Source organism: Streptomyces sp. NPDC054047 (assembly GCF_055585065.1).
The window spans coordinates 1-19,381 of record NZ_JBVJKV010000017.1; the positions used below are offsets into that span (position 1 = coordinate 1).

At 70.5% G+C, this 19,381-nt stretch carries 21 protein-coding genes and 1 pseudogene; 8 read left to right on the forward strand and 14 right to left on the reverse strand.

The genetic code is table 11. The features are described 5' to 3' along the window. From ACZ6ZP_RS40015 to ACZ6ZP_RS40040, 6 genes are all read right to left on the reverse strand, one after another. A partial coding sequence (locus tag ACZ6ZP_RS40015) for an ATP-binding cassette domain-containing protein (RefSeq protein ID WP_469410405.1) occupies positions 1-353 on the reverse strand: 353 nt, incomplete at its 3' end. A 362-nt stretch (positions 354-715) separates the two neighbouring features. Then, positions 716-1,150 (reverse strand): SHOCT-like domain-containing protein, encoded by a 435-nt coding sequence (locus ACZ6ZP_RS40020; RefSeq protein WP_351168216.1) that lies wholly within the window; start codon positions 1,148-1,150, stop codon positions 716-718. 38 nt (positions 1,151-1,188) lie between these two features. Further along, on the reverse strand, positions 1,189-1,449 hold the full coding sequence (locus ACZ6ZP_RS40025; RefSeq protein WP_351168214.1) for a hypothetical protein: 261 nt from the start codon (positions 1,447-1,449) through the stop codon (positions 1,189-1,191). After that, positions 1,446-1,808, reverse strand: a complete 363-nt coding sequence (locus ACZ6ZP_RS40030; RefSeq protein ID WP_351168212.1) for a DUF2089 domain-containing protein — start codon at positions 1,806-1,808, stop codon at positions 1,446-1,448. Before ACZ6ZP_RS40030 ends, ACZ6ZP_RS40025 begins: the two co-directional genes overlap by 4 nt. A 53-nt stretch (positions 1,809-1,861) precedes the next feature. After that, the gene (locus ACZ6ZP_RS40035) at positions 1,862-2,116 is read right to left on the reverse strand and encodes a hypothetical protein (RefSeq protein WP_469410353.1); all 255 of its coding nucleotides are present in this window, start codon (positions 2,114-2,116) and stop codon (positions 1,862-1,864) included. Between the two features lie 129 nt (positions 2,117-2,245). After that, entirely contained in the window at positions 2,246-2,863 is a 618-nt protein-coding gene (locus ACZ6ZP_RS40040) for a TetR/AcrR family transcriptional regulator (protein WP_469410354.1), read from the reverse strand. Between the two features lie 70 nt (positions 2,864-2,933). On the opposite strand from ACZ6ZP_RS40040, the gene ACZ6ZP_RS40045 reads away from it, so the two are divergent. Beyond that, positions 2,934-3,827, forward strand: a complete 894-nt coding sequence (locus ACZ6ZP_RS40045) for an NADP-dependent oxidoreductase (protein ID WP_366463109.1) — start codon at positions 2,934-2,936, stop codon at positions 3,825-3,827. Positions 3,828-3,938: 111 nt separating this feature from the next. Here ACZ6ZP_RS40045 and ACZ6ZP_RS40050 read toward each other — a convergent pair whose 3' ends face one another. The 6 genes from ACZ6ZP_RS40050 to ACZ6ZP_RS40075 all read right to left on the reverse strand — a co-directional run bounded on the left by ACZ6ZP_RS40050 (position 3,939) and on the right by ACZ6ZP_RS40075 (position 11,060). After that, positions 3,939-5,195 carry an MFS transporter gene (locus tag ACZ6ZP_RS40050; RefSeq protein WP_469410355.1) on the reverse strand — a complete coding sequence of 419 codons (1,257 nt, stop codon included), beginning with the start codon at positions 5,193-5,195 and terminating at the stop codon, positions 3,939-3,941. Beyond that, positions 5,192-6,331 carry a PLP-dependent cysteine synthase family protein gene (locus ACZ6ZP_RS40055; protein WP_469410356.1) on the reverse strand — a complete coding sequence of 380 codons (1,140 nt, stop codon included), beginning with the start codon at positions 6,329-6,331 and terminating at the stop codon, positions 5,192-5,194. Before ACZ6ZP_RS40055 ends, ACZ6ZP_RS40050 begins: the two co-directional genes overlap by 4 nt. 129 nt (positions 6,332-6,460) lie before the next feature. Next, positions 6,461-6,895 (reverse strand): hypothetical protein, encoded by a 435-nt coding sequence (locus ACZ6ZP_RS40060; protein ID WP_383822054.1) that lies wholly within the window; start codon positions 6,893-6,895, stop codon positions 6,461-6,463. Between the two features lie 448 nt (positions 6,896-7,343). Further along, positions 7,344-9,389, reverse strand: coding sequence for an ATP-binding protein (locus ACZ6ZP_RS40065; RefSeq protein ID WP_469410357.1), 2,046 nt, complete (start codon positions 9,387-9,389; stop codon positions 7,344-7,346). 320 nt (positions 9,390-9,709) lie between these two features. Further along, positions 9,710-10,183, reverse strand: a complete 474-nt coding sequence (locus ACZ6ZP_RS40070; protein ID WP_469410358.1) for a DUF6174 domain-containing protein — start codon at positions 10,181-10,183, stop codon at positions 9,710-9,712. Between the two features lie 427 nt (positions 10,184-10,610). Beyond that, on the reverse strand, positions 10,611-11,060 hold the full coding sequence (locus tag ACZ6ZP_RS40075) for a carboxymuconolactone decarboxylase family protein (RefSeq protein WP_351168194.1): 450 nt from the start codon (positions 11,058-11,060) through the stop codon (positions 10,611-10,613). Between the two features lie 179 nt (positions 11,061-11,239). Between ACZ6ZP_RS40075 and ACZ6ZP_RS40080 the strand changes: the two genes are divergently transcribed. Next, a complete protein-coding gene (locus ACZ6ZP_RS40080) occupies positions 11,240-12,100 on the forward strand; it encodes a sigma-70 family RNA polymerase sigma factor (RefSeq protein ID WP_469410406.1) in 861 nt (286 codons plus the stop codon). A 417-nt stretch (positions 12,101-12,517) separates the two neighbouring features. Beyond that, on the forward strand, positions 12,518-13,993 hold the full coding sequence (locus ACZ6ZP_RS40085; protein WP_469410359.1) for an FG-GAP-like repeat-containing protein: 1,476 nt from the start codon (positions 12,518-12,520) through the stop codon (positions 13,991-13,993). A gap of 50 nt (positions 13,994-14,043) precedes the next feature. Here the strand turns inward: ACZ6ZP_RS40085 and ACZ6ZP_RS40090 are convergent, their stop codons facing one another. Then, complete coding sequence (locus ACZ6ZP_RS40090; RefSeq protein WP_366463100.1) at positions 14,044-14,463, reverse strand: arsenate reductase ArsC; 420 nt, start codon at positions 14,461-14,463, stop codon at positions 14,044-14,046. A 241-nt stretch (positions 14,464-14,704) separates the two neighbouring features. On the opposite strand from ACZ6ZP_RS40090, the gene ACZ6ZP_RS40095 reads away from it, so the two are divergent. The 3 genes from ACZ6ZP_RS40095 to ACZ6ZP_RS40105 are packed head-to-tail and all read left to right on the forward strand — an operon-like array spanning position 14,705 to position 16,253. After that, on the forward strand, positions 14,705-15,010 hold the full coding sequence (locus tag ACZ6ZP_RS40095) for an ArsR/SmtB family transcription factor (protein WP_351168188.1): 306 nt from the start codon (positions 14,705-14,707) through the stop codon (positions 15,008-15,010). After that, complete coding sequence (gene arsB / locus ACZ6ZP_RS40100; protein WP_469410360.1) at positions 15,010-16,125, forward strand: ACR3 family arsenite efflux transporter; 1,116 nt, start codon at positions 15,010-15,012, stop codon at positions 16,123-16,125. The genes ACZ6ZP_RS40095 and arsB overlap by 1 nt, the downstream gene beginning before the upstream one ends. After that, positions 16,122-16,253 carry a hypothetical protein gene (locus tag ACZ6ZP_RS40105; protein ID WP_361471259.1) on the forward strand — a complete coding sequence of 44 codons (132 nt, stop codon included), beginning with the start codon at positions 16,122-16,124 and terminating at the stop codon, positions 16,251-16,253. The genes arsB and ACZ6ZP_RS40105 overlap by 4 nt, the downstream gene beginning before the upstream one ends. Positions 16,254-16,284: 31 nt before the next feature. Here the strand turns inward: ACZ6ZP_RS40105 and ACZ6ZP_RS40110 are convergent, their stop codons facing one another. After that, on the reverse strand, positions 16,285-16,650 hold the full coding sequence (locus ACZ6ZP_RS40110; protein WP_351168182.1) for a metalloregulator ArsR/SmtB family transcription factor: 366 nt from the start codon (positions 16,648-16,650) through the stop codon (positions 16,285-16,287). Between the two features lie 229 nt (positions 16,651-16,879). Between ACZ6ZP_RS40110 and ACZ6ZP_RS40115 the strand changes: the two genes are divergently transcribed. After that, positions 16,880-18,238, forward strand: a complete 1,359-nt coding sequence (locus ACZ6ZP_RS40115; RefSeq protein ID WP_399978484.1) for an NAD(P)-binding domain-containing protein — start codon at positions 16,880-16,882, stop codon at positions 18,236-18,238. After that, positions 18,235-19,372, forward strand: a pseudogene (locus tag ACZ6ZP_RS40120) (MFS transporter); the annotation flags it as partial. The gene ACZ6ZP_RS40115 and the pseudogene ACZ6ZP_RS40120, both read left to right, overlap by 4 nt. Positions 19,373-19,381 lie beyond the last annotated feature (9 nt).

Genomic DNA, 19,381 nt, shown 5'->3' on the forward strand with positions numbered 1-19,381 from the left:
AGGTGGTGCAGGTCGGCCATGAGGAGCATGTTCTCCTCGCCGGTGATCAGGCCGTCGACGGCGGAGAACTGCCCGGTCACGCCGATCGCGGCGCGCACCCCGTCCGGGGAGGTGGCGATCTCGTGGCCCGCGACTTGGGACTGTCCGCCGTCGGCGCTGATGAGGGTGGAGAGGATCTTGACGGCGGTGGTCTTGCCGGCGCCGTTCGGGCCGAGCAGCGCGAAGACGCTGCCGGCCGGGATGTGCAGGTCGATGCCGTCGAGGACGGTCTTGTCACCGAACGACTTGCGCAGACCGACGGCTGAGATGGCGGCGGACGGCTGAGGGCCACCAGCCTGCGTGGATGTGGGCATGACAAAATAAGCCATGGAGCTCTCCCTTTCGGAGGCTGGAGCGCCGGGGTGGCTGAAGTGACTGGGGGAGTGGGGAAGTTGGCAGGCCGGGAGTCAGGGCCGGGTGCGGCGTGGGTCTCGACAGTGTCCGCGGCCTTCTGTTCCGGGGCCGCAGGCGTCGAGTGCCGTGCGCCCGCCCGGCGCCGGAGGAGGCGTCGAGCCAGATAGCAGTGCCCGCTGCGATGCCGACCTTCAAGTCGCGGTGCGCGGTCCTGAGTTCGGCCGCATCACAGGCAGCCTGGCCCGGGTGAATGCTGCCGTCACCTACTGAGACGGGTGAACGCCCGTGCCCGTGCCCGAGGTCGTGGCGGTGCGTGGCGGGATCACTCGCAGAAGATCTGCACCTGGGCGTCGGGGTCGTCGACGTCGATGGTGAGCTCGTCGAGCTGTTCTACGAGCTCTTCGAGGTGCTGCGGCTTGAGTTCAGTGAGGTCTATGGGTACTCCTGCCTTGTTCAGCTCCGCGTTGGCCTTGGTGAGCGCCTGCGGAGGGAGAAGGCTGGTGAGCCGGACTCCGGCGCGCAGGAGCTGGAGCGGGACTCGGATGTTGACCCTGCTCGTCCCCTCGGCGCCGGATTCGTCCGTCGCGTTCACAATTACGCGCAGGTACTTGGCTCGGGCTTTCGGGTGGCGGTACGCGGTTCCCGGCGGCGACTCGGGCTGCTGTCGTTCCAGGGCCCCGATCAGCCGCTCGGCCTCGTCCGCGGTGATCTTGCCCTCGGCCAGCATCTCCAGGATCTGGCGGCGCTGTTCGTTCACTGCTACTCCTCGCTTCGCTGAGCTTGTCTGACTCTGACTCATCTGACGCTGACCAGTACGGCCGTGCGGTCGTACGCGAGCTCGAACCGGGTGCCGGGCAGCGCCCACAGCAGCTGTCCGGTGCCGCGCAGCGCGCCCGCCGGGCTCACCCCGTAGATGCGGCAGGCGACTACTCCGGCCAGCACGGCGAGCAGCAGGAGCGGCGAAAGCACCAGCACCACCGGCAGGACCGGGACGTACAGGCGCTGCCAGCGGCCGCTTGGACGGCGGCGGCGCACCGTCACCAGCTGCGGGATCACCGCGATTTCTCCAGCTCGGCCAGGGCTTCTTCGGCGCTGATCTCCCCCCGCCGCAGGCGCTCGACGACGTCCGCGCCGGTAGGAGCCGGGTCGGTGTCGACGAAATCGAGCTGCTCGGTGATGCGGTTCAGCCGGGACTTGATCGTCGGGTAGCTCACCCCGAAGATGCGCTCCATCTCCTTGATCGAACCGTGCGACCGCACGAACGCGGCCACGAACACCTGGTCGTCGATGCCGAGTTGGGCCAGCTGAGGCGGCTCGAACTGCCCCTCGATCGCGACGCCGCTGCCGTCGAGGCGGACCCGCTCGACCACGAACGGCTGCCCGCGTGTCAGGTCCGTCAGTTCCTGCCAGTCCACCCTGGACTCCTTACTCTCGGCGACTCTCTCAGTTCCGTTATAGATTGAGATTCTTAAGGAGTCAACGCGCAGATCTTGATTTTCTCAATCTCGACTTTGATGAGAGTGGTGGCCGGTCTGGTTGCTCGTGTGCTGGGGACGTCGGTGAACGCGTCGCGGTTGATCGCACCGTCGGGTGGGCCGCCGGTGGGGGAGAAGAACACGAGGGCGGTCAGCGCGGTGTCGAGGGCGATGCCCAGATGCGTGGCGGTGTTGGGCAGACCCGAGGCGGAACCGGCGTTCTCATGCGACACCTTGGCTAGCGACATGTCGGCGAGCGGGCTGCGGCCCGACGCGTGGGGCCGGGCTACCGTCCCCGGGCTGGACCGTGACCACGGCGGACCGCCCGCCACGGCGCGGGCCACTGGTCACTGGTGCCAGATCGTGTCCATCGCCTCTCAGGGCTGAGTGGAGACGGGAACGGTTCCTCGCGCGCGTCCGGCAGGGGGAGCGGCCTCCCAGGCCGCCTCGATCATCTGGAAGATTTCGTCCACCGCGGCGTCCGGATCTGCCGTCTCGCGGGCCAGTGCGTAGGCGTCGATCGCGAACCTCGCGATCGTGCGGCAGGCCGTTGCGGACTGGGGCAGGTCGGGGTCGGCGGCGATGGCCGTCGCCAGTGACTCGGCATGACGCAGCCTCATCGACTCCTCGTACTCCCGCAGGGCGGGTGATTCGTCGACCATGCGGTAGATCGGGGCGGCGCTGTCCGCCGTGCAATGCCGCACCAGGGCCAGGATCTCGCGGCGCAGAGCCGGGATGAGCGGCTCGTGGGGCGCCCGGTCGGTGACCGCCTGCGTGAGGCGTTGCTCGAAGTCCCGGTCCTGCTCGAAGACCAGGGCCTCTTTCGAGGCGAAGTGGGAGAAGAGCGTGGTGACGGCCACGTCGGCCTCGGCGGCCACATCCCGGATGCCCACCGCGTCGTACCCGCGTTCCAGGAAGAGTTCCATGGCGGTGTCGGCGATCTTCTGGCGGGTCGCGGCCTTCTTGCGCTCACGACGTCCGGGCTGCACGGTCATGCCCTCAAGCTACCAGGTGCGAAAGAGAAACCGTTCTTAAACACTAACCGTTAGTGCTACGGTCCTCGGCATGAAGAAAGTGAGCTTCGCCGAATTCGGCGGTCCCGATGTCCTGCAACTTCTCGATGCCGAGGAGCCCCACGCGGGTCCCGGCCAGGTACGCATCGCCGTGCGGGCGGCGGGCGTGAACCCCGTCGACTGGCGGGTCCGTGAAGGCCAGGTCCTGGGCGCCCATCCGATTGAGCTGCCCTCCGGAGTCGGTCTTGACGCCGCCGGGGTGGTGGACGAGGTCGGTGAGGGCGTCGAAGGCATCAAGGTCGGCGACCACGTGTTCGGCGAAGGCGCGAGCACCTACGCCGAGTTCGCCGTGCTGTCGGCATGGGGCCGCATGCCCGAGGGCCTGACGTTCGAAGAGGCGGCCGGGTACCCCTCCGTGATGGAGACCGCGCTGCGCATCATCCGCGAGGTGGGTGTGCAGCCCGGGCAGACGCTGCTGGTCAGCGGTGCGTCCGGGGGAGTCGGATCGGCGGTGCTGCAGATCGCCCGCGACCGAGGCATCACGGTGATCGGCACAGCTGGGAGCGCCAACCAGGACTATCTGCGCAGCCTGGGCGCGCTCGCCACGACGTACGGCGAGGGCTGGGCCCAGCGGGTGCGGCAGCTCGGCCCAGTCGACGCAGCCCTCGACCTGGCCGGTTCGGGCGTGATCCGCGAGCTCGTCGAGCTGACCGGGGACCCGCGGAAGGTGATATCCATCGCCGATCTGGATGCGCCCAAGCTCGGTGTCCGCTTCTCCGGCGTGGCCGGGAGCGTTCCGGACGCACTGGCCGAGGCCGCCGACCTCATCGCGCGGGGCAGGCTCCACATCCCGGTCGAGAAGTCGTACACGCTCGCCGAGGCCGCGGCGGCGCACATCGACAGCCAGGCCGGCCACTCGCGTGGCCGCCGGGTCGTGGTCATCTGAGGAGAGCCGAGAGCCGAGAGCCGATTGCGTAAGGACGCCTGGAGAAACACAGAGGAGCAGGGGCGGCGGCGTGGTGCGCCGCCGCCCCTGCTCCCGCTGTCCTTGCCAGGATCAGGCGGCGGCGAGCTGCGCATCCCGCGCGGTCAGGCGTCCGCTGCGTGCCAGAGCGGCGACGGAGGCCGCGCACGCGAGCCCGGTGGCGGTCAGGGCGCACCAGGTCATCCACAGGGCGTTGTGCCGCTCGGCGAAGTCCCAGACGGCTCCGGTGAGGAGATTGCCGAGGGTGATGCCGAGGCCGGAAATGGTGTTGTAGAGGCCGTAGTGGGTGGCGACGAGACGGTTCCCGGAGAGGGCGACCACGGTGTCCATCTCCAACGGGTAGACCACTGCGCTGCCCGCCGCGAGCAGGACCACGGCCGCCAGCAGGGCGGCCAGGACCGCGGGCGCGGCACTGGAGGGGGTGAGAGCCAGCGGCAGGAAGGCGATGCCCATCGCGAACAGTCCCCGGCTCAGCGCCTGTCCCGGCTCCCACCGCCGCTTCGCCCAGGCGGTGAGCCGCAGTTGGCCCACGACGGCGACCGCGGCCGACACGACGAAGAGCCCGCTGGTGACCCATGTGCCCCGCGCGCCCAGGGCGTTGGACGCGGCCAGCGGGAGGGCGAGGTAGACCTGGAAGGTCAGGACGTACGAGCCGATCATCGCGGTGGCGAAGAGCAGGAACGGCCGGTTGGCGACGACGGTGCGCCACTGTGCCAGTACGCCCTCCGGCCGGGCTCCGGCGGCGGAATCGTCACCGCGGCGTGCGGGCAGGGCCCGCCACTGCAGCAGGGTCAGCGCGGCGAAGATCGCGGCGGCGGCCGTGCAGACGAGGCGGAAGTCGGCGGCGAGCAGGGCGAGGCCGACCAGCGGGCCGAGGAGCATGCCGGCCTGGTAGTAGACGTTGAAGGTGGCGAAGGCGTCCACGCGCCTGTCCCCTGCCTCGGCCGCCAAGTAGGCGCGCACGGCCGGGTTGAACAGAGCCCCCGCGAAGCCGGTGGCCGCCGAAGCGGCGACGAGCGCGGGGAGATTGTCGACCCAGCCCAGCAGGCCGAAGCCTGCGGTCCGCAGGAGGCACCCCGCCATGATCGGCGCCTTGTAGCCGAAACGGTCGGCGATGGTGCCGCCGATGAGGAACATGCCCTGCTGGGAGAAGTTGCGTACGCCCAGGACGAGCCCCACGGCCCAGGCCGCGAGCCCGAGTCGACCGGCCAGATGGGCGGCGAGGTAGGGCATGAGCATGTAGAAGGCAAGGTTGATGGCGAACTGATTGGCCATCAATAGGCGTACCGCGGGCGGGAAGGAGCGTGTCTGCTGCCACAGGTTCTTCATCGGGTGGCTCCCAGGGGCTCGTGCGCGTGAGCGTCGGCGAGGGGGTCGGTGATGCGCGCGCAGCGGGTCCAGCGGGTGACGACACGGTCGGTGGGGCGGTCGATGTCGTCCGGGTCATCGGCCGGCAGATGGCCGAGCAGGTCGTGCTCGCGGCAGTAGACGTCGTCGAAGACGGTGCCGACATAGCGTTGCGGCCCGTCGGGCAGGACGGTGACGATGCGGTCCTCGGCGGGCAGGGTGCGGGCCAGCCAGCGGGCGACGAGGGCGACGGCCCCGACGCTCCAGCCGCCGGTGGCGTAGTGGTGGCAGGCGAGTTGGCGGGCGGCCCAGACGGCCTCGGGCGCCGCGACCCAGTGCACTTCGTCGAAGAGGTCGTAGGCGACATTGCGGGGGTAGATGCTGCTGCCGAGGCCGCGCATGAGGCGGGGAGCGGCGGGCTGGCCGAAGATGGTGGAGCCGGGCGTGTCCACCCCCACGACCCGCAGGCGGGGGAAGTACGCGCGCAGGACGGAGGCGACGCCGGCGGAGTGGCCGCCGGTTCCCACCGAGACGACGAGGGTGTCGATCCGGCCGAGTTGGGCCACCAGTTCGTGGGCGAGCGGGGCGTAGGCGGCGACGTTGTCGGGGTTGTTGTACTGGTCGGGGCACCATGCGTGGGGGTGCAGGGCGAGGAGTTCCTCGACGCGGTGGCGGCGTGCCTGCTGCCAGCCGCCGGTGGGGTGCGGGGCGTCGGCGAGTTCGATCTGCGCTCCGTAGGCGGTGAGCAGGCCGGTCATCAGCGGTTCCATGCCGGGGTCGGTGACGACGGTGACCGGGTGTCCGAAGGCGTTGCCGGCGAGGGCCAGGCCGAGCCCGAGGGTGCCGGAGGTGGACTCCACGATCCGGGCGCCGGGCGCCAGGTGCCCGCGCTCACGGGCGGCCCGCACCATGTGCAGGGCGCTGCGGTCCTTGATGCCACCGGGGTTGTGGCCTTCGAGCTTGGCCCAGAAGCCGCGTCCGGCAGCGGTGAAGGGTGCGCCGACCCAGAGGACCGGTGTGTCGCCGACCAGGCCGGCGGGGGTGTGTGCCGGGCGTTTGGTGCCGCTGAGCAACTGGGCCGGTGGGAGGGAACTGGGGGCGGTGGCGAGCTGGTTCATGGCGTGCTTCTCCCGCGAGCGATGGCGCCAGAAGGCTGTCGCTCGTTCTGTGGGTGGAAGGAGGGTGACTGATCGGGAGCCATCGCGCGGCCTTGCGAGCGGTGCCCGTGGCCGTGGCTCAAGGGGCGATCAGGTCCTCCACACGCCCAGGCGGGCCCGCTCCCGCCCGGCGGATGCGGTGCCGGTGTCCGGAGGCGGGGGAGCGCCTTCGCGTACGGAGCGAGTCGACCCGTCGGTGTCCAGGGCCGCCTGCGCGTCCTGCACGGCCTCGGCGTCCGGGGCGATGGCGCGGGGTGGCTGGATCGTCGGCTCGTCCGTACCCCAGCACTGCGCCGGGCTGTTCTCGACGGGCGCTGCCTGTCGCGCGGCCGGATCGACGCTGGGCTCGGACGGCGGAGTACAGGTCGCGGTGGCGGCGAGGAGGGAATCGGCGCGTGCCGCCCCGGTCGGCGCCGGTCCGTGGGCACAGGCCAGCAGGTGGACCAGCGTGACCAGCAGCACCGCGAGCGCCGCTCCGGTGCGGGACACGGAGCGGCCGCCGCGGGATTCCGACCGAGCCGTCATGAAGCCACACAGTAATCGATGAGTTACGTAAGGTGCGTGTGAGGTGTACGGAGGGTGGCTGGAACGGCCCCCTCCTTGGAGTGTGTTGGGACGGTCCGCAGGGGCGGGGGCGGGGGCGGGGGCGGGGGCAGGGGCAGGGCAAGACAGGCGGGCGGCTTGCTGCAGGTCGTGGTGGGGGCGCCAGGTGACGGCCCGGCCGTCCTTCGCGGTGGTGCCGCGGGACGTGAGCGGACAAGTGGGGCACTGCTTGGCGGTTGGCGGTGAACCAGGCTTTGCGCCGGTGTGGCTGCCGCCGGGTGGCAGCAGGACGGTGGTGTGGCCGCCCGGGCAGGTCAGCGTGCCGGCCGTCGTGTCGATGTGGAAGTCGTAGAGGGTGAAGCCGCCGGGGATGGCGGGGTTCAGGGCCGGCGGCCCGGTCGGGCGTTCGCCAGCGGGAGCAGGTGCGGGTTCAGGTCTGGTGCAGGGCGTAGGTGATGCCGTCGTCGATGCTGTCTTCCATGCCCTTACGGAAGGCGGCCTCGTACGCGTCGTCGCCGATGCTGTCGCGTGCTTGGCGTTCGCAGGCTTGGCGGGCGGCGAGGAGTTCGGGGACGCCGACCTGGGGCGGACCGGTGGTGTCCCAGATCTGCTGGCCGATGCCGAGCAGCCGGGCCGCGCGCTCGCCCCGGCCGGTGACGGCGTCCAGCGAGGCCAGCACATCGATGGCCGTGGCGCTGCCGATGCTGTCGTGGAGCAGGGCCTTGCCCTTCAGGGCCGTGCGGGCGTGGGCCGCGGCCTGGTCCATTCGGCCGAGGCCGCGTTCCGCAAGCCCCTGTACGTAGTCGGCGTAGGCCCGGATCCACCGCTCGGCGCGTTTGGCGCACTCCGCGCGCAGGGCGGCGGCTACCTCGGCGGCCTCCGTGAACTCTCCCAGGCTGGTGTGGATGAACGCGCGAACCATCCATGCCAGGAAGCGTGGCCCGGTGTACGCACCGCCGTGGTCCCGGGTGTACGGCGTCGTATCGAACATGGTGGCGGCCTGCGCGGGTTTTCCGCACAGCACGAGGCGCCCGCCGTCGAGATGGGCGGCGGCGACCAGCATGGCCGGGTCGGCCGCCGCCTCGGCTTCGGCCCGGAATTCCTTTCCCAGTCGTGCGACTGCGTCGGAGTCGGCCTGCACGTGGGCGATCGCGCCGCAGGCCCATACCGCTTTGCTGCGGGCCGGACTCGGGGCAGGGCACTGCTGCAGGGCGCGGTCGAGGTAGTGGCGGCCTTCGCGCTGGAAGCCGCAGGCGAGCCAGAAGAACCACAGGGCCCCGGCGAGCTCCAGGGCGGTGTGTCCGTCCTCGCCGTCGCCCAGGCAGAAGTCCAGGGCGGCACGGTAGTTGGCGTGTTCGGCGGTGATCCGCTCGTACCAGCTGATCTGGTCGGGTCCGATCCAGTCGGCGTCCGCGCGCAGGGCAAGTTCCCGGTAGTGGATCCGGTGGCGGCAGCGCAGCTCCTCTTCCTCGCCCAGGTGGCGCAGCCAGTCGGCGCCGAACTCACGCAGCGTGTCCAGCATCCGGTAGAGATCCCCGCCGACGGTGGGCTGCCAGGTCACGATCGACTTGTCCACCAGCGCTGCCAGCAGGCCGGTGATGCGTTCGGCAGGCAGATGCCGGTCGGCGCACACCATGCGGGCCGCCTCGGCGTCGAAGGTCCCGGCGAATACCGAAAGGCGGGCCCACAACAGCCGTTCGGCCGGGCTGCACAGCTGGTGGCTCCAGCCGATCGCGGTCCGCAGCGCCTGGTGCCAGGGCGGCTGGGCCCCGCGCACCACCTTGTCGGTGTCCCCCAGGACGGCGAACCGGTCGTCGAGGCGCTCGGTCAGCTCCCGTACCGACAACTCGCCCAGGCGTGCAGCGGCCAGTTCGATGGCCAACGGCAGACCCTCCAACCGCCGGGCCAGGCCGACCAGATCGGCCTGGCTGACAGCGTTGTCCGCGAGGCCGGGAACCTTCTGGGCGGCGCGCTCGGCCAGCAGCACCACCGCATCCGCCTCGGCCGCCGCCGCGTCGTCGGTCTGCGGGAGAGCCAGCGGTTCGACCGTGCACACCTCCTCGCCGGGGACGTCCAGCGGATGCCGGCTGGTCGCAAGGAACCGCAGGCCCGGCGCGGCCCGCATCAGCGCCTGGACAGTCAGCGCGCAGGTGTCGGCCAGATGCTCGCAGGTGTCCAGGATCAGCAGTGGCTCCCGGTCGGCCAGATAATCGGCCAGCACGTCGAGCATCGGGCGGGTGGTCTGGTCGACCAGCGGCAGCGCCTCCGCGATGGCATACGGCAGCGCGTCGCCCTCGCTCAGCGGCGACAGTTCCACCAGCCACACGCCGTCCCAGAAGGCGGGCCGCAGCCGGGCCGCGGCCTCCAGCGCGAGCCGGGTCTTGCCCACCCCGCCCACCCCCGTGAGGGTCACCAGCCGCGCCGGCCCCCTTAACAACCGCACGACCTCCGCCAGCTCGGTACGGCGACCCACCATCCTCGTCGCCGTCGGAAGGTTGCCCACTTGTCGCTGCCCAACAGCCACGATCGCCCTTCCTGCGTTTTGCACACCGCCGCGCGGTACGGACCCGCAGTCTGCCGCCCTCCGCCGCGCCACGTGCCGACCGGCAAGAAAGATTCCGATGACGCCGGAATCGGATCACGGCAGTACAGAAGTGGAAGGTTCCGGGCGCCTCGTGCACTACGACCGACCGGCGGCGGAAGCGTCGTCGGGTCGGCACCGGACCTGATCCAAAGCGATCGACCCGGCCGGTGACCGTTCGCGGCTCGCCGGATACGTCTCGGGCCCCATCTCCCCTAGCCGTCGCTGGGTGCGTAGGCGGTGATGACGTACAAGGCCTCGTCGTCGATCGCGTTCTCGTCCCAGTCCAGCGAGATCCGCACGGGGTGTCCGTCGGCCGCGTACTTCGCCTCCGCCGTGTGCGCCCCGTCGCGCCGGGCTTGTTCCATCTCGCGCAACAGCTCGGCGATGGTGGGTACTTCACCGGGCAGCTGCTTCACCACTCGCCGACCGCTCTCGTCGAGACCGACCGACTTGGTCACCTCGCCGTCGCGCACGGTCACGCGGAGAGTGCCGAGCAGGGAGCGTTCCCCCTCGCTCGACTTCAACGTGTAGGTGTACGAGGAGGGCTGCTTCCAGGTGGCTTCGCTCTGCGTCGCTGATCGCGTGGAGGTGGAGGCCTCCGTGCCGCAAGCGGCAGTCGCGCCGATGAGCCCTGCGATCAGGGCCACAGTGGACACGGCGTGGAGGCTGAAGCGTGCGGCAGGCATGGTGGCTCCCTTGACGAACGGTTACCACTACGACGCTGATCGGCCCGGCAACGTTCGGTCGGTGTCTCCGAGGCGGCCTGGGGCCGGCGCGTTGGCGGCTGTCCGATGTGGCGCCAACCGGAGGCCGGGAGAGACGCGGTCGCGATGGCGGTGATGATCTCGACGGCGTGCTGGAGGCGGGGGATGCCCCGGGCGCCGAGGCGGGTGACGGCCGTGATGCGGTTTCGCCTGCGCCGCAACCCGCCCCAACAGACGGCACTACCCGGTGCGATACAGCGCTGGCGCCCTACCCGGCCACACATCCCGCGCCCTACCCGGCCACACATCCCGCGCCCCACCCGGCCACACATCCCGCGCCCTCCCCGGCCACACATCCCGCGCCCCGACGGACGGCTGTTCGCGGTCGCGGGACGACGCCCCGCCCGACTCACCAGGTCTTGCCGGCCTGCTCCCGGACCGTCCGGTTGAGCCGGTTGAAGAAGTTGGTCATCGCGATCACCAGGGTGATCGCGCCCAGTTGGTCCTCGCTGAAGTGGTCGGCGGCGGCGTCCCAGATCTCGTCGGTCACCCCCGGTGCTCCGTCCTGGAGCCGAGTGGCCGCCTCGGTCAGGGCGAGGGCCGCGCGCTCCTCATCGGTGTAGAAGGGCGTCTCGCGCCACGCCACCACGTTGTGCAGTCGCTCCTCTGTCTCACCGGCCTTCTTCGCCGACTGTATTCCGGCGAAGACGCAGGGGCTGCAGCCGTTGATCTGGCTGGCGCGCAAGTGGACCAGGGACAGCAGTTGCTCGTCCACGCCCCCGGCGTGAACCGCCTTGTAGAGGTGCTGGATCGCTGTGATCACATCGGGATTGGCCGGGCTTGTCATGCGTGCTTCCATCGGACCTGCTCCTTCATCGGTTGCCTGCTCGGTTACCTGCGCCCCTCCGGGCCCGTCATCACCCATGACGGAGCAGAGCCGAGGAAGGTAACAACATGTCCGACACCAGCCCGATGGACAGCCCGGTGGACCCGAGGGACCCCGTGGACCGGATAGACCCGGTGGACCCGGTGGACCCGATGGACCCGGTGGCCGAGACGTTCGAGGCCCAGCGCGAGCGGTTGCGCGCGGTCGCCCATCGCATGCTCGGATCGCACGCCGATGCCGAGGACGTGGTGCAGGAGGCGTGGTTGCGGCTCTCGCGCCAGGACGCGGCGACCATCCACAACCTCGCCGGCTGGCTGACCACGGTGGTCGGCCGGATCAGCCTCGACGTCCTGCGCTCGCGCCAGGCCCGCCCGGAGGCGTCCTACGACGACGGCCTGTCCGAGCTCGTCGTGACGCTCGACGACGGCCCTGCCCCCGAGGACGACGCGGTGCTCGCCGACTCGGTCGGGCTCGCGCTGCTCGTCGTCCTGGAGTCGCTGAGACCGAGCGAGCGGCTGGCGTTCGTCCTGCACGACCTGTTCGCGGTGCCGTTCGACGAGATCGGCCAGATCCTCGGCAGGTCCACCGCCGCAACCAAGATGCTCGCCAGCCGCGCCCGCAGGAAGGTACAGACGGTCGAGCGGCCGAACGGAGTCGGACGCGAGCAGCGAGAGGTGGTCCGGGCGTTCCTGACGGCGGCTCGCCACGGCGACTTCGAGGGATTGCTGCGGGTACTCGACCCCGAGGTGAAACTGACCGTCGACACCCCGTCCGGCGTCGTGGTCGCCCTCGGCGCCACCAAGGTCGCGGCCGGTGCGCGACTGTCGGCCAGCGCAGCCACACAGGGGCGGACGGTGCTCGTCAACGGCCTCCCGGGGGTCATGGCCTGGCACGAGGACGGCACCCCGCTCTCGGTCCTCGCGTTCACCGTCGTCGACGGCCGGATCACCGACATCACGGTGGTGATCGACCCGGCCAAGCTCGCGCTGATGGACCTGCCGGACCCGAGGTGAGTCTCCGCGAGTCCTTGCCGGCCCGATGCGGGTCCCTGCGATGCCCTCCGGGCAGGCCGATCCGCAGGCGCCCGGCGCCGCAGGTGCAGCCGCGGTCGCTTGCCGTCAGCTCCGGTACGCCGACACTCCGCCGACGGGCGAACAAGCCGCCATCGGCGACGACACCGGCACCACCTCGCTCAGCGGCAACGGCGGCCGAGCAGGCCTTCGGCAACAGCAGCACCGAGGGGGACTGCCGGTCGAGGCGCAGCGCGCGACACAACGACCTCACCAGAGCATCAGTCCTGCCTCCTCCAGCCTCATCGGTCCGTTCAAATGCCGTTCAGCGCACAACCATCGGCCGTTTCCGTGTGTCTCGCAGGTGAATCACATTTGCGCGCACGCGTCTCGACATCGCTCGCGCTTCGAGGAGGAACCGTGGGCATCCGCCGACCTGCCATATCGACCGCCGTGGCCGCCGCCCTGATCGGGTCGTTCAGCGTGCCGATCGTCGCCGGCACCGCATCTGCGAAGGACGCCGCCGCCACCGTGCGCGAGGACTTCGACGGCGACGGCTACCAGGACGTCGCCGTCGCAGCTCCCGGCGCGAAGGTCGGGGGTCATGCCTCGGCCGGCTACATCACGATCAGCTACGGCTCGGCGCACGGCCTCGACCCCGCGCGCACCACGGTCATCACCCAGGACACCCCCGGCGTGCCCGGTGCCTCCGGCGACAACCAGGTCTTCGGCTACGAGATGATCTCCCGCGACCTGGACGGCGACGGCCTGACCGACCTGGCGGCGGTCGCCCGTGACTACCGCCCGGAGAACAACGTCAACGGATCGGTGATCGTCCTGTGGGGCGCAAAGGCCGGCATCTCCGGCCAGGGCGCCGTCCGTATCGGCGCACCGGCGAACGCCCAGGTCGGCGACGACATCACCACGGGCGACTTCGACGCCGACGGGCACCCGGATCTCTTCATGGGCAACGGCGAGGACTACGACTACCACGACGTGCTCTACGGCCCCTTCAGCCGGGACGGTCTCCCCGCCCGCGATCAGCAGGTGAAGGTGTACAGCACCGACAATTCCATCAACTCGACCGCCGCGGGCGACTTCAACGGCGACGGCATCGAGGACCTCGCGACGTTCTACGTCTACGAGAACCACGCCGAGGGCGGCAAGTTGTGGCTGGGCACCAAGGACGGCCTTTCCACCGTTCCGCAGCGCCTGAACTCCTCGGCCGGCACCGCCGTCGCCGACTTCGACCAAGACGGCTACGCCGACCTCGCCACCCGGATCTTCCCCAACGGTGACACCGAGGGCACCGAGGAGGACCCCGGCACCGTCAAGATCTACTACGGTTCGCCGTCCGGCCCCAGCCAGACCCGCACGCAGACGATCACGCAGAACACGGCGGGTGTGCCCGGGGCCAACGAGAAGGGCGACCAGTTCGGCGGCCGGCTGAGCGCAGGCGACGCGAACGGCGACGGATACCCCGACCTGGCCGTCGGCGTCCCCGGCGAGGCGATCGGTTCGAAGGCGAAGGCCGGTGCCGTGGTGCTGCTCAAGGGCGCCAAGGGCGGGCTCACCGGCAAGGGCGCCCAGGCCTTCCACCAGGACACGGCGGGCGTGCCGGGTGTCGCGGAGTCCGGCGACGTGTTCGGCGGGTCGGCACGACTGCTCGACGTGACGCGGGACGGCAAGGCGGACCTGCTCGCGGGGGCGCCGGGCGAGAACCTGGGTACCGTCGTGAACGGCGGCGCGGTGTGGCTGCTGCGCGGCACTGCCTCCGGCGTGACGGCCTCGAACTCGGCCGCGCAGAACCCGACGGACATCGGGGCCCCGGCGGCGAAGGCGTTGTTCGGCGCGAACCTGAGCGGCGACAACGGCCCCGGAACGGTGATCCCCTAGTGCGCGCCACAGAAGGCCTTCGGCCGACAATTGACTGACGCAGAGCGGACTTACGCCGTCCGCTGCGCGTCGATCTCGGCGATGAGGGCCTCGATGCGGGTCTTGATCTCGTCGCGGATGGGGCGGACGGCGTCGACTCCCTGGCCGGCCGGGTCATCCAGCGCCCAGTCGAGGTACGTCTTGCCGGGGAAGATCGGGCAGGCGTCGCCGCAGCCCATGGTGATGACGTAGTCGGACGCCTGAACGGCTTCGGTGGTCAGGACCTTCGGCTGCTGGGCGGAGATGTCGACACCGACCTCCCTCATGGCCTCGACCGCCGCCGGGTTGACCTGGTTGCCGGGGACGGACCCGGCGGAGCGGACCTCGATCCGGTCGCCCGCGAGGTGGTCGAGGAATCCGGCGGCCATCTGCGAACGGCCTGCGTTGTGGACGCAGACGAAGAGCACGGAGGCGAGAGGGGAGGTGGTCATGGCGTCTTCCTTCACAAGCATGAGCGGTAGCTATGAGTGGTCAACGGGTTTCTGTGCCCCAGGCATGGGCGAGGACATCCAGGCATTCACCGGCGAACCGCTCGGACAGCACCCACCAGGCAGGTGCGTGGAAGAGGGGGAGACGGTCACCAGGGAACCCTTCATCAGGGGCCCCTTCCGGCGGGCCCTACGGTTCAGCCTAGACTGGTATCAGCTCCAACTGATGTGACAGTATCAGTCCATGCTGACTTCAGTCGATGCTGATGTGATTCGGGTGCTGGGTGACCCGCTCCGCCTGCAGATCGTGACCCTCCTCGCCCAGGAGACGCTCTGCACGACCCACCTGGTGGAAGAGACCGGCGCCAAGCAGACCAACCTCTCCAACCACATGAAGGTGCTGCGTGAGGCGGGTCTGGTGGAGACCGAGCCGTGCGGCCGCTTCACCTACTACAAACTGCGCCCCGAGGTTCTGACCTCTCTCTCCGGGCGGTTCGCCGAGCTGGCCGCCTCCGCCCGCACCGCGGCCGACAACAAGAGGGCCTGCTGATGAGCCGTACCGACACGGCGCCGCGGAGCGACCAGGCAGCGGCACCGTCCGGCGACGGCATCGTCGCCAAGCTCTCCACCCTGGACCGGTATCTGGCCGTATGGATCCTGCTGGCCATGGCGGTCGGCCTGGGCCTTGGCCGACTGGTCCCGGGCATGAACGACGCTCTGGCGAAGATCGAGGTCGGCGGCATCTCGCTGCCGATCGCGCTCGGCCTGCTCGTGATGATGTACCCGGTCCTTGCCAAGGTCCGCTACGACAGGCTCGACACGGTCACTGGCGACAAGAAGCTGATGGCGTCCTCGCTGGTCATCAACTGGATCGTCGGCCCGGCCGTCATGTTCGCCCTCGCGTGGATCTTCCTGCCGGACCTGCCCGAATACCGCACCGGCCTGATCATCGTCGGCCTGGCCCGCTGCATCGCCATGGTCATCATCTGGAACGATCTGGCCTGCGGCGACCGCGAGGCCGCGGCCGTCCTGGTCGCCCTCAACTCCGTCTTCCAGGTCATCGCGTTCGGCCTGCTGGGCTGGCTCTACCTCGACCTGCTGCCGGGCTGGCTGGGCCTGGGCGACGGCGAGCACCTCGACATCTCCATGTGGAAGATCGCGCTGAACGTCGTCATCTTCCTCGGCATCCCACTGCTGGCCGGATTCCTCACCCGCCGCATCGGCGAGAAGAAGATGGGCCGGGCGAAGTACGAGTCCAACTTCCTTCCGAAGATCGGCCCGTGGGCGCTGTACGGACTCCTGTTCACCATCGTCATCCTCTTCGCCCTCCAGGGGAAGACCATCACCACGCAGCCGCTGGACGTCGTACGGATCGCGCTGCCGCTCCTGGTGTACTTCGCCGTCATGTTCTTCGGCGCGTTCCTGCTGGGCAAAGGCCTGGGCCTGGCCTACGACCGCACCGCGACCCTCGCGTTCACGGCCGCGGGCAACAACTTCGAGCTGGCCATCGCCGTCGCGATCGCCACCTTCGGTGTCACCTCGGGCCAGGCGCTGTCCGGCGTGGTCGGCCCGCTCATCGAAGTCCCGGTGCTGATCGGCCTGGTGTACGTCGCCCTGGCCTGGCGCAAGAAGTTCAACACTCAAGGCCTGACGACGGCCCCGTGACGCACACGACGGACGTGGGGGTGATCGGCGGCGGGCAGGCAGGGTTCGCCGCCGATCGCCACCTGCGCCGCAAGAAGCTCGACTTGGTCGTCCTCGACGCGCTGAAGGATTACCTGGCGCGCTGCTGACCGCCGGGCCGCGGCTGACCGGCGGCTGGGGTCAGACGCGCAGGTCGAGCATGGCGGACATCGCCGCGACCACGGAGGGCGCCACCTTGTAGTACACCCAGGTTCCGCGACGCTCGGAGGTCAGCAGACCCGCGTCCTTGAGCTTCTTCAGGTGGTGGGAGACGGTCGGCTGGGAGACGCCGACGTCGGAGATGTCGCACACGCACGCCTCGCCGCCCGCATGTGAGGCGACCTTGGAGAACAGGCGCAGCCGCACCGGGTCGGCCAGTGCCTTGAACATAGCGGCCATTCGCTCGGCGTCCTCAGGGGAGAGCTCCCCGGCGGTGATCGGCGGGCAGCACGGCACCACGGCCTCGGTGTCCAGCACCGGCAGTTCGACAACCTTCGACTTCGACATGTGTCTATGTTGACACCCATCGATACCAGTGGCAAGCTCCAGGCATCGAATGACATCGATGGATGTCGAAACAAGGGGGCGCCGCCTCGCCGGAGTCAGCTTCTGCGACAGCTTCGCCCAGGTCAGCGACCGTGCCGCCCGAGTCGCGGAGATCCGCCGGCGCACCCAGCCGGCCGCCTTCCCTCACGCACGCTGACCCAGTCCACCCCGTTTGAGGAGACCGAGCATCATGAGCATCCAGCAGCTCCCCGTCATCGTCATCGGCGCCGGCCCCATCGGACTGGCTGCCGCCGCACACCTCGTCGAGCGCGGCATCGAGCCCCTGGTCCTGGAAGGGGGCGACAGCGCTGGTGCGGCTGTGCGCGAGTGGAGCCACGTGCGCCTGTTCTCCACCTGGGGTGAAGTCGTCGACCCCGCCGCCGAGAAGCTCCTTGCCCCCACCGGCTGGGTGAAGCCGGACGGCGCGACCTATCCCACCGGCGGCGACTGGGCCAAGAAGTACCTGCAGCCGCTGGCCGACGTCCTTGGCGACAAGGTCCGCTTCGGAGCGACGGTGACCGGCGTCTCCCGCCAGGGCCGTGACCGTGTCGTCGACGCCGACCGCGACCAGCAGCCCTTCACCGTGCACATCCAGAACGCCGACGGCAGCGAGCAGCGGCTCGTCGCCCGCGCCGTCGTCGACGCCTCCGGCACCTGGTCCACGCCCAGCCCCATCGGCGGCGACGGCCTGCCCGCCCTCGGCGAGCGCACCGCGGGCGCGCGCGTCTCCTACCGCGTGCCCGACCTCAAGGACCCCGCCGTCCGGGCCCGTTACGCGGGCAAGCACACCGCGGTCATCGGCTCCGGCGCCTCCGCGTTCACCGCGCTCGCCTACCTGGCCGACCTCGCCAAGGAGACCCCGGGCACCCATGCGGTCTGGGTGCTGCGGCGCGGCATCGGCGGCTCGACCTTCGGCGGCGGCGAGGCGGACCAGCTGCCCGCCCGCGGCGCGCTGGGCCTGGCGGCCAAGGCAGCCGTGGACGACGGTCACGCCGATGCCGTCACCGGCTTCCGCACCGACGCCGTCGAGCGGCGCGGCGAGCAGCTGGTGCTCGTGGCCGAGGACGGACGCCGTCTCGACCCGGTCGACGAGGTCATCGTCCTCACCGGCTTCCGCCCCGACCTGTCCTTCCTCGACGAGCTGCGCCTGGGCCTCGACGAGCGCCTCCAGGCCCCCCTCGAGCTGGCCCCGCTGATCGACCCCAACCAGCACTCCTGCGGCACCGTCTACCCGCACGGCGTGGGTGAGCTCTCCCACCCGGAGAAGGACGTCTACCTGGTCGGCATGAAGAGCTACGGCCGCGCCCCGACCTTCCTGGCCATGACCGGCTACGAGCAGGTCCGCTCCATCGCCGCAGCCCTCGCCGGCGACAAGGAGGCCGCAGAGCGCGTGGAATTGACCCTGCCGGAAACCGGGGTCTGCGGAGGCGCGGGCCTCTTCGACGAGCCCGCCCCGGCCGAGGCCCAGGAGTCCGGCGGCTGCTGCGCGACCCCGTCCACCGTCCAGATCGGCATCGGAGCCCCGGCCGCCACATCGGGCGGCTGCTGACCGACGCCGACGCGAACGCGACCGCGGCCGATGCCGGAACAGCGGTTCCGGAACGGTCGCGGCCGCGCGCCGTGTCGCCCGCGCTGTGCGCCACCCAGATCACCAGCTGGGGGATCGTCTACTGCGCCTTCCCGGTGCTCAACTCCCGTAGACCGGCGGACACCGGCTGGTCCACGACCTCGACGACCGCCGCATTCTCCGCAGCCCTGCTGGTGTCCGCGATGGTCGACATACCCGTGGGCCGCGCCCTGGACCGGCGGGGCCCACGCGCCGTGATGACCGGTGGATCGGTGCTTGCCGTCGCCGCGATCCTCGCGATCGCCTGCGCGCCCAACCCCACCGCGTTCACCGCCGCGTGGCTGCTGGCCGGAGTCGCGATGGCCGCCACCTTCTACCAGCCCGCGTTCGCCGCCATCACCCGCTGGTGGGGCGAGCAGAGAATCCGCGCCCTCACCGTCGTCACCCTCGCCAGGGTCTGGCCTCCACCGTCTTCGCCCCGCTCGCCGCCCACTTCGACTGGCGCACGACGTACGGCCTCCTGGCACTGATCCTCGCCGCGGTCACCATCCCTGCCCACGCCCTCGCCCTGCGGGCCCCCTGGCCGCCGACCTCCGCGCCACGGTTCGACCGGGAGACCGCGACCAGCGCGTCGATCATCCGCAGCCGCCCCTCCCTGCTCCTGACCGCCGCCCTCACCCTCAACGGCTTCGCGATCTACGCGGTCGTCATCGCCCTCGTACCTCTCCTGACAGAACGCGGCGCCAGCCCCTCCGTCGCCGCGTGGGCGCTCGGCCTGGGCGGCGCGGGCCAGACCCTCGGCCGAACGATGTACGCAACTCTGGCTCGTCGTACGGGAGTCACCCACCGCACGGTCGCCCTCATCGCGCTGAGCGGCGCCACCACGGCTGCCCTCGGCCTCGTTCCCGGACCGATCCCGCTGCTCGTGGTTCTGGCGGTCCTCGCCGGCATGGTGCGCGGCAACCTCACCCTCCTCCAGGCCACCGCGGTCACCGACCGCTGGGGCGCCACGCACTACGGCCGCCTCTCCGGCCGCTGGCGGCACCGGTCACGGTGGCCGGTGCGCCGGCCCCCTTCGCCGGAGCCGCACTGGCGGCGGAACTTGGCGGATACCCGGCACCACCG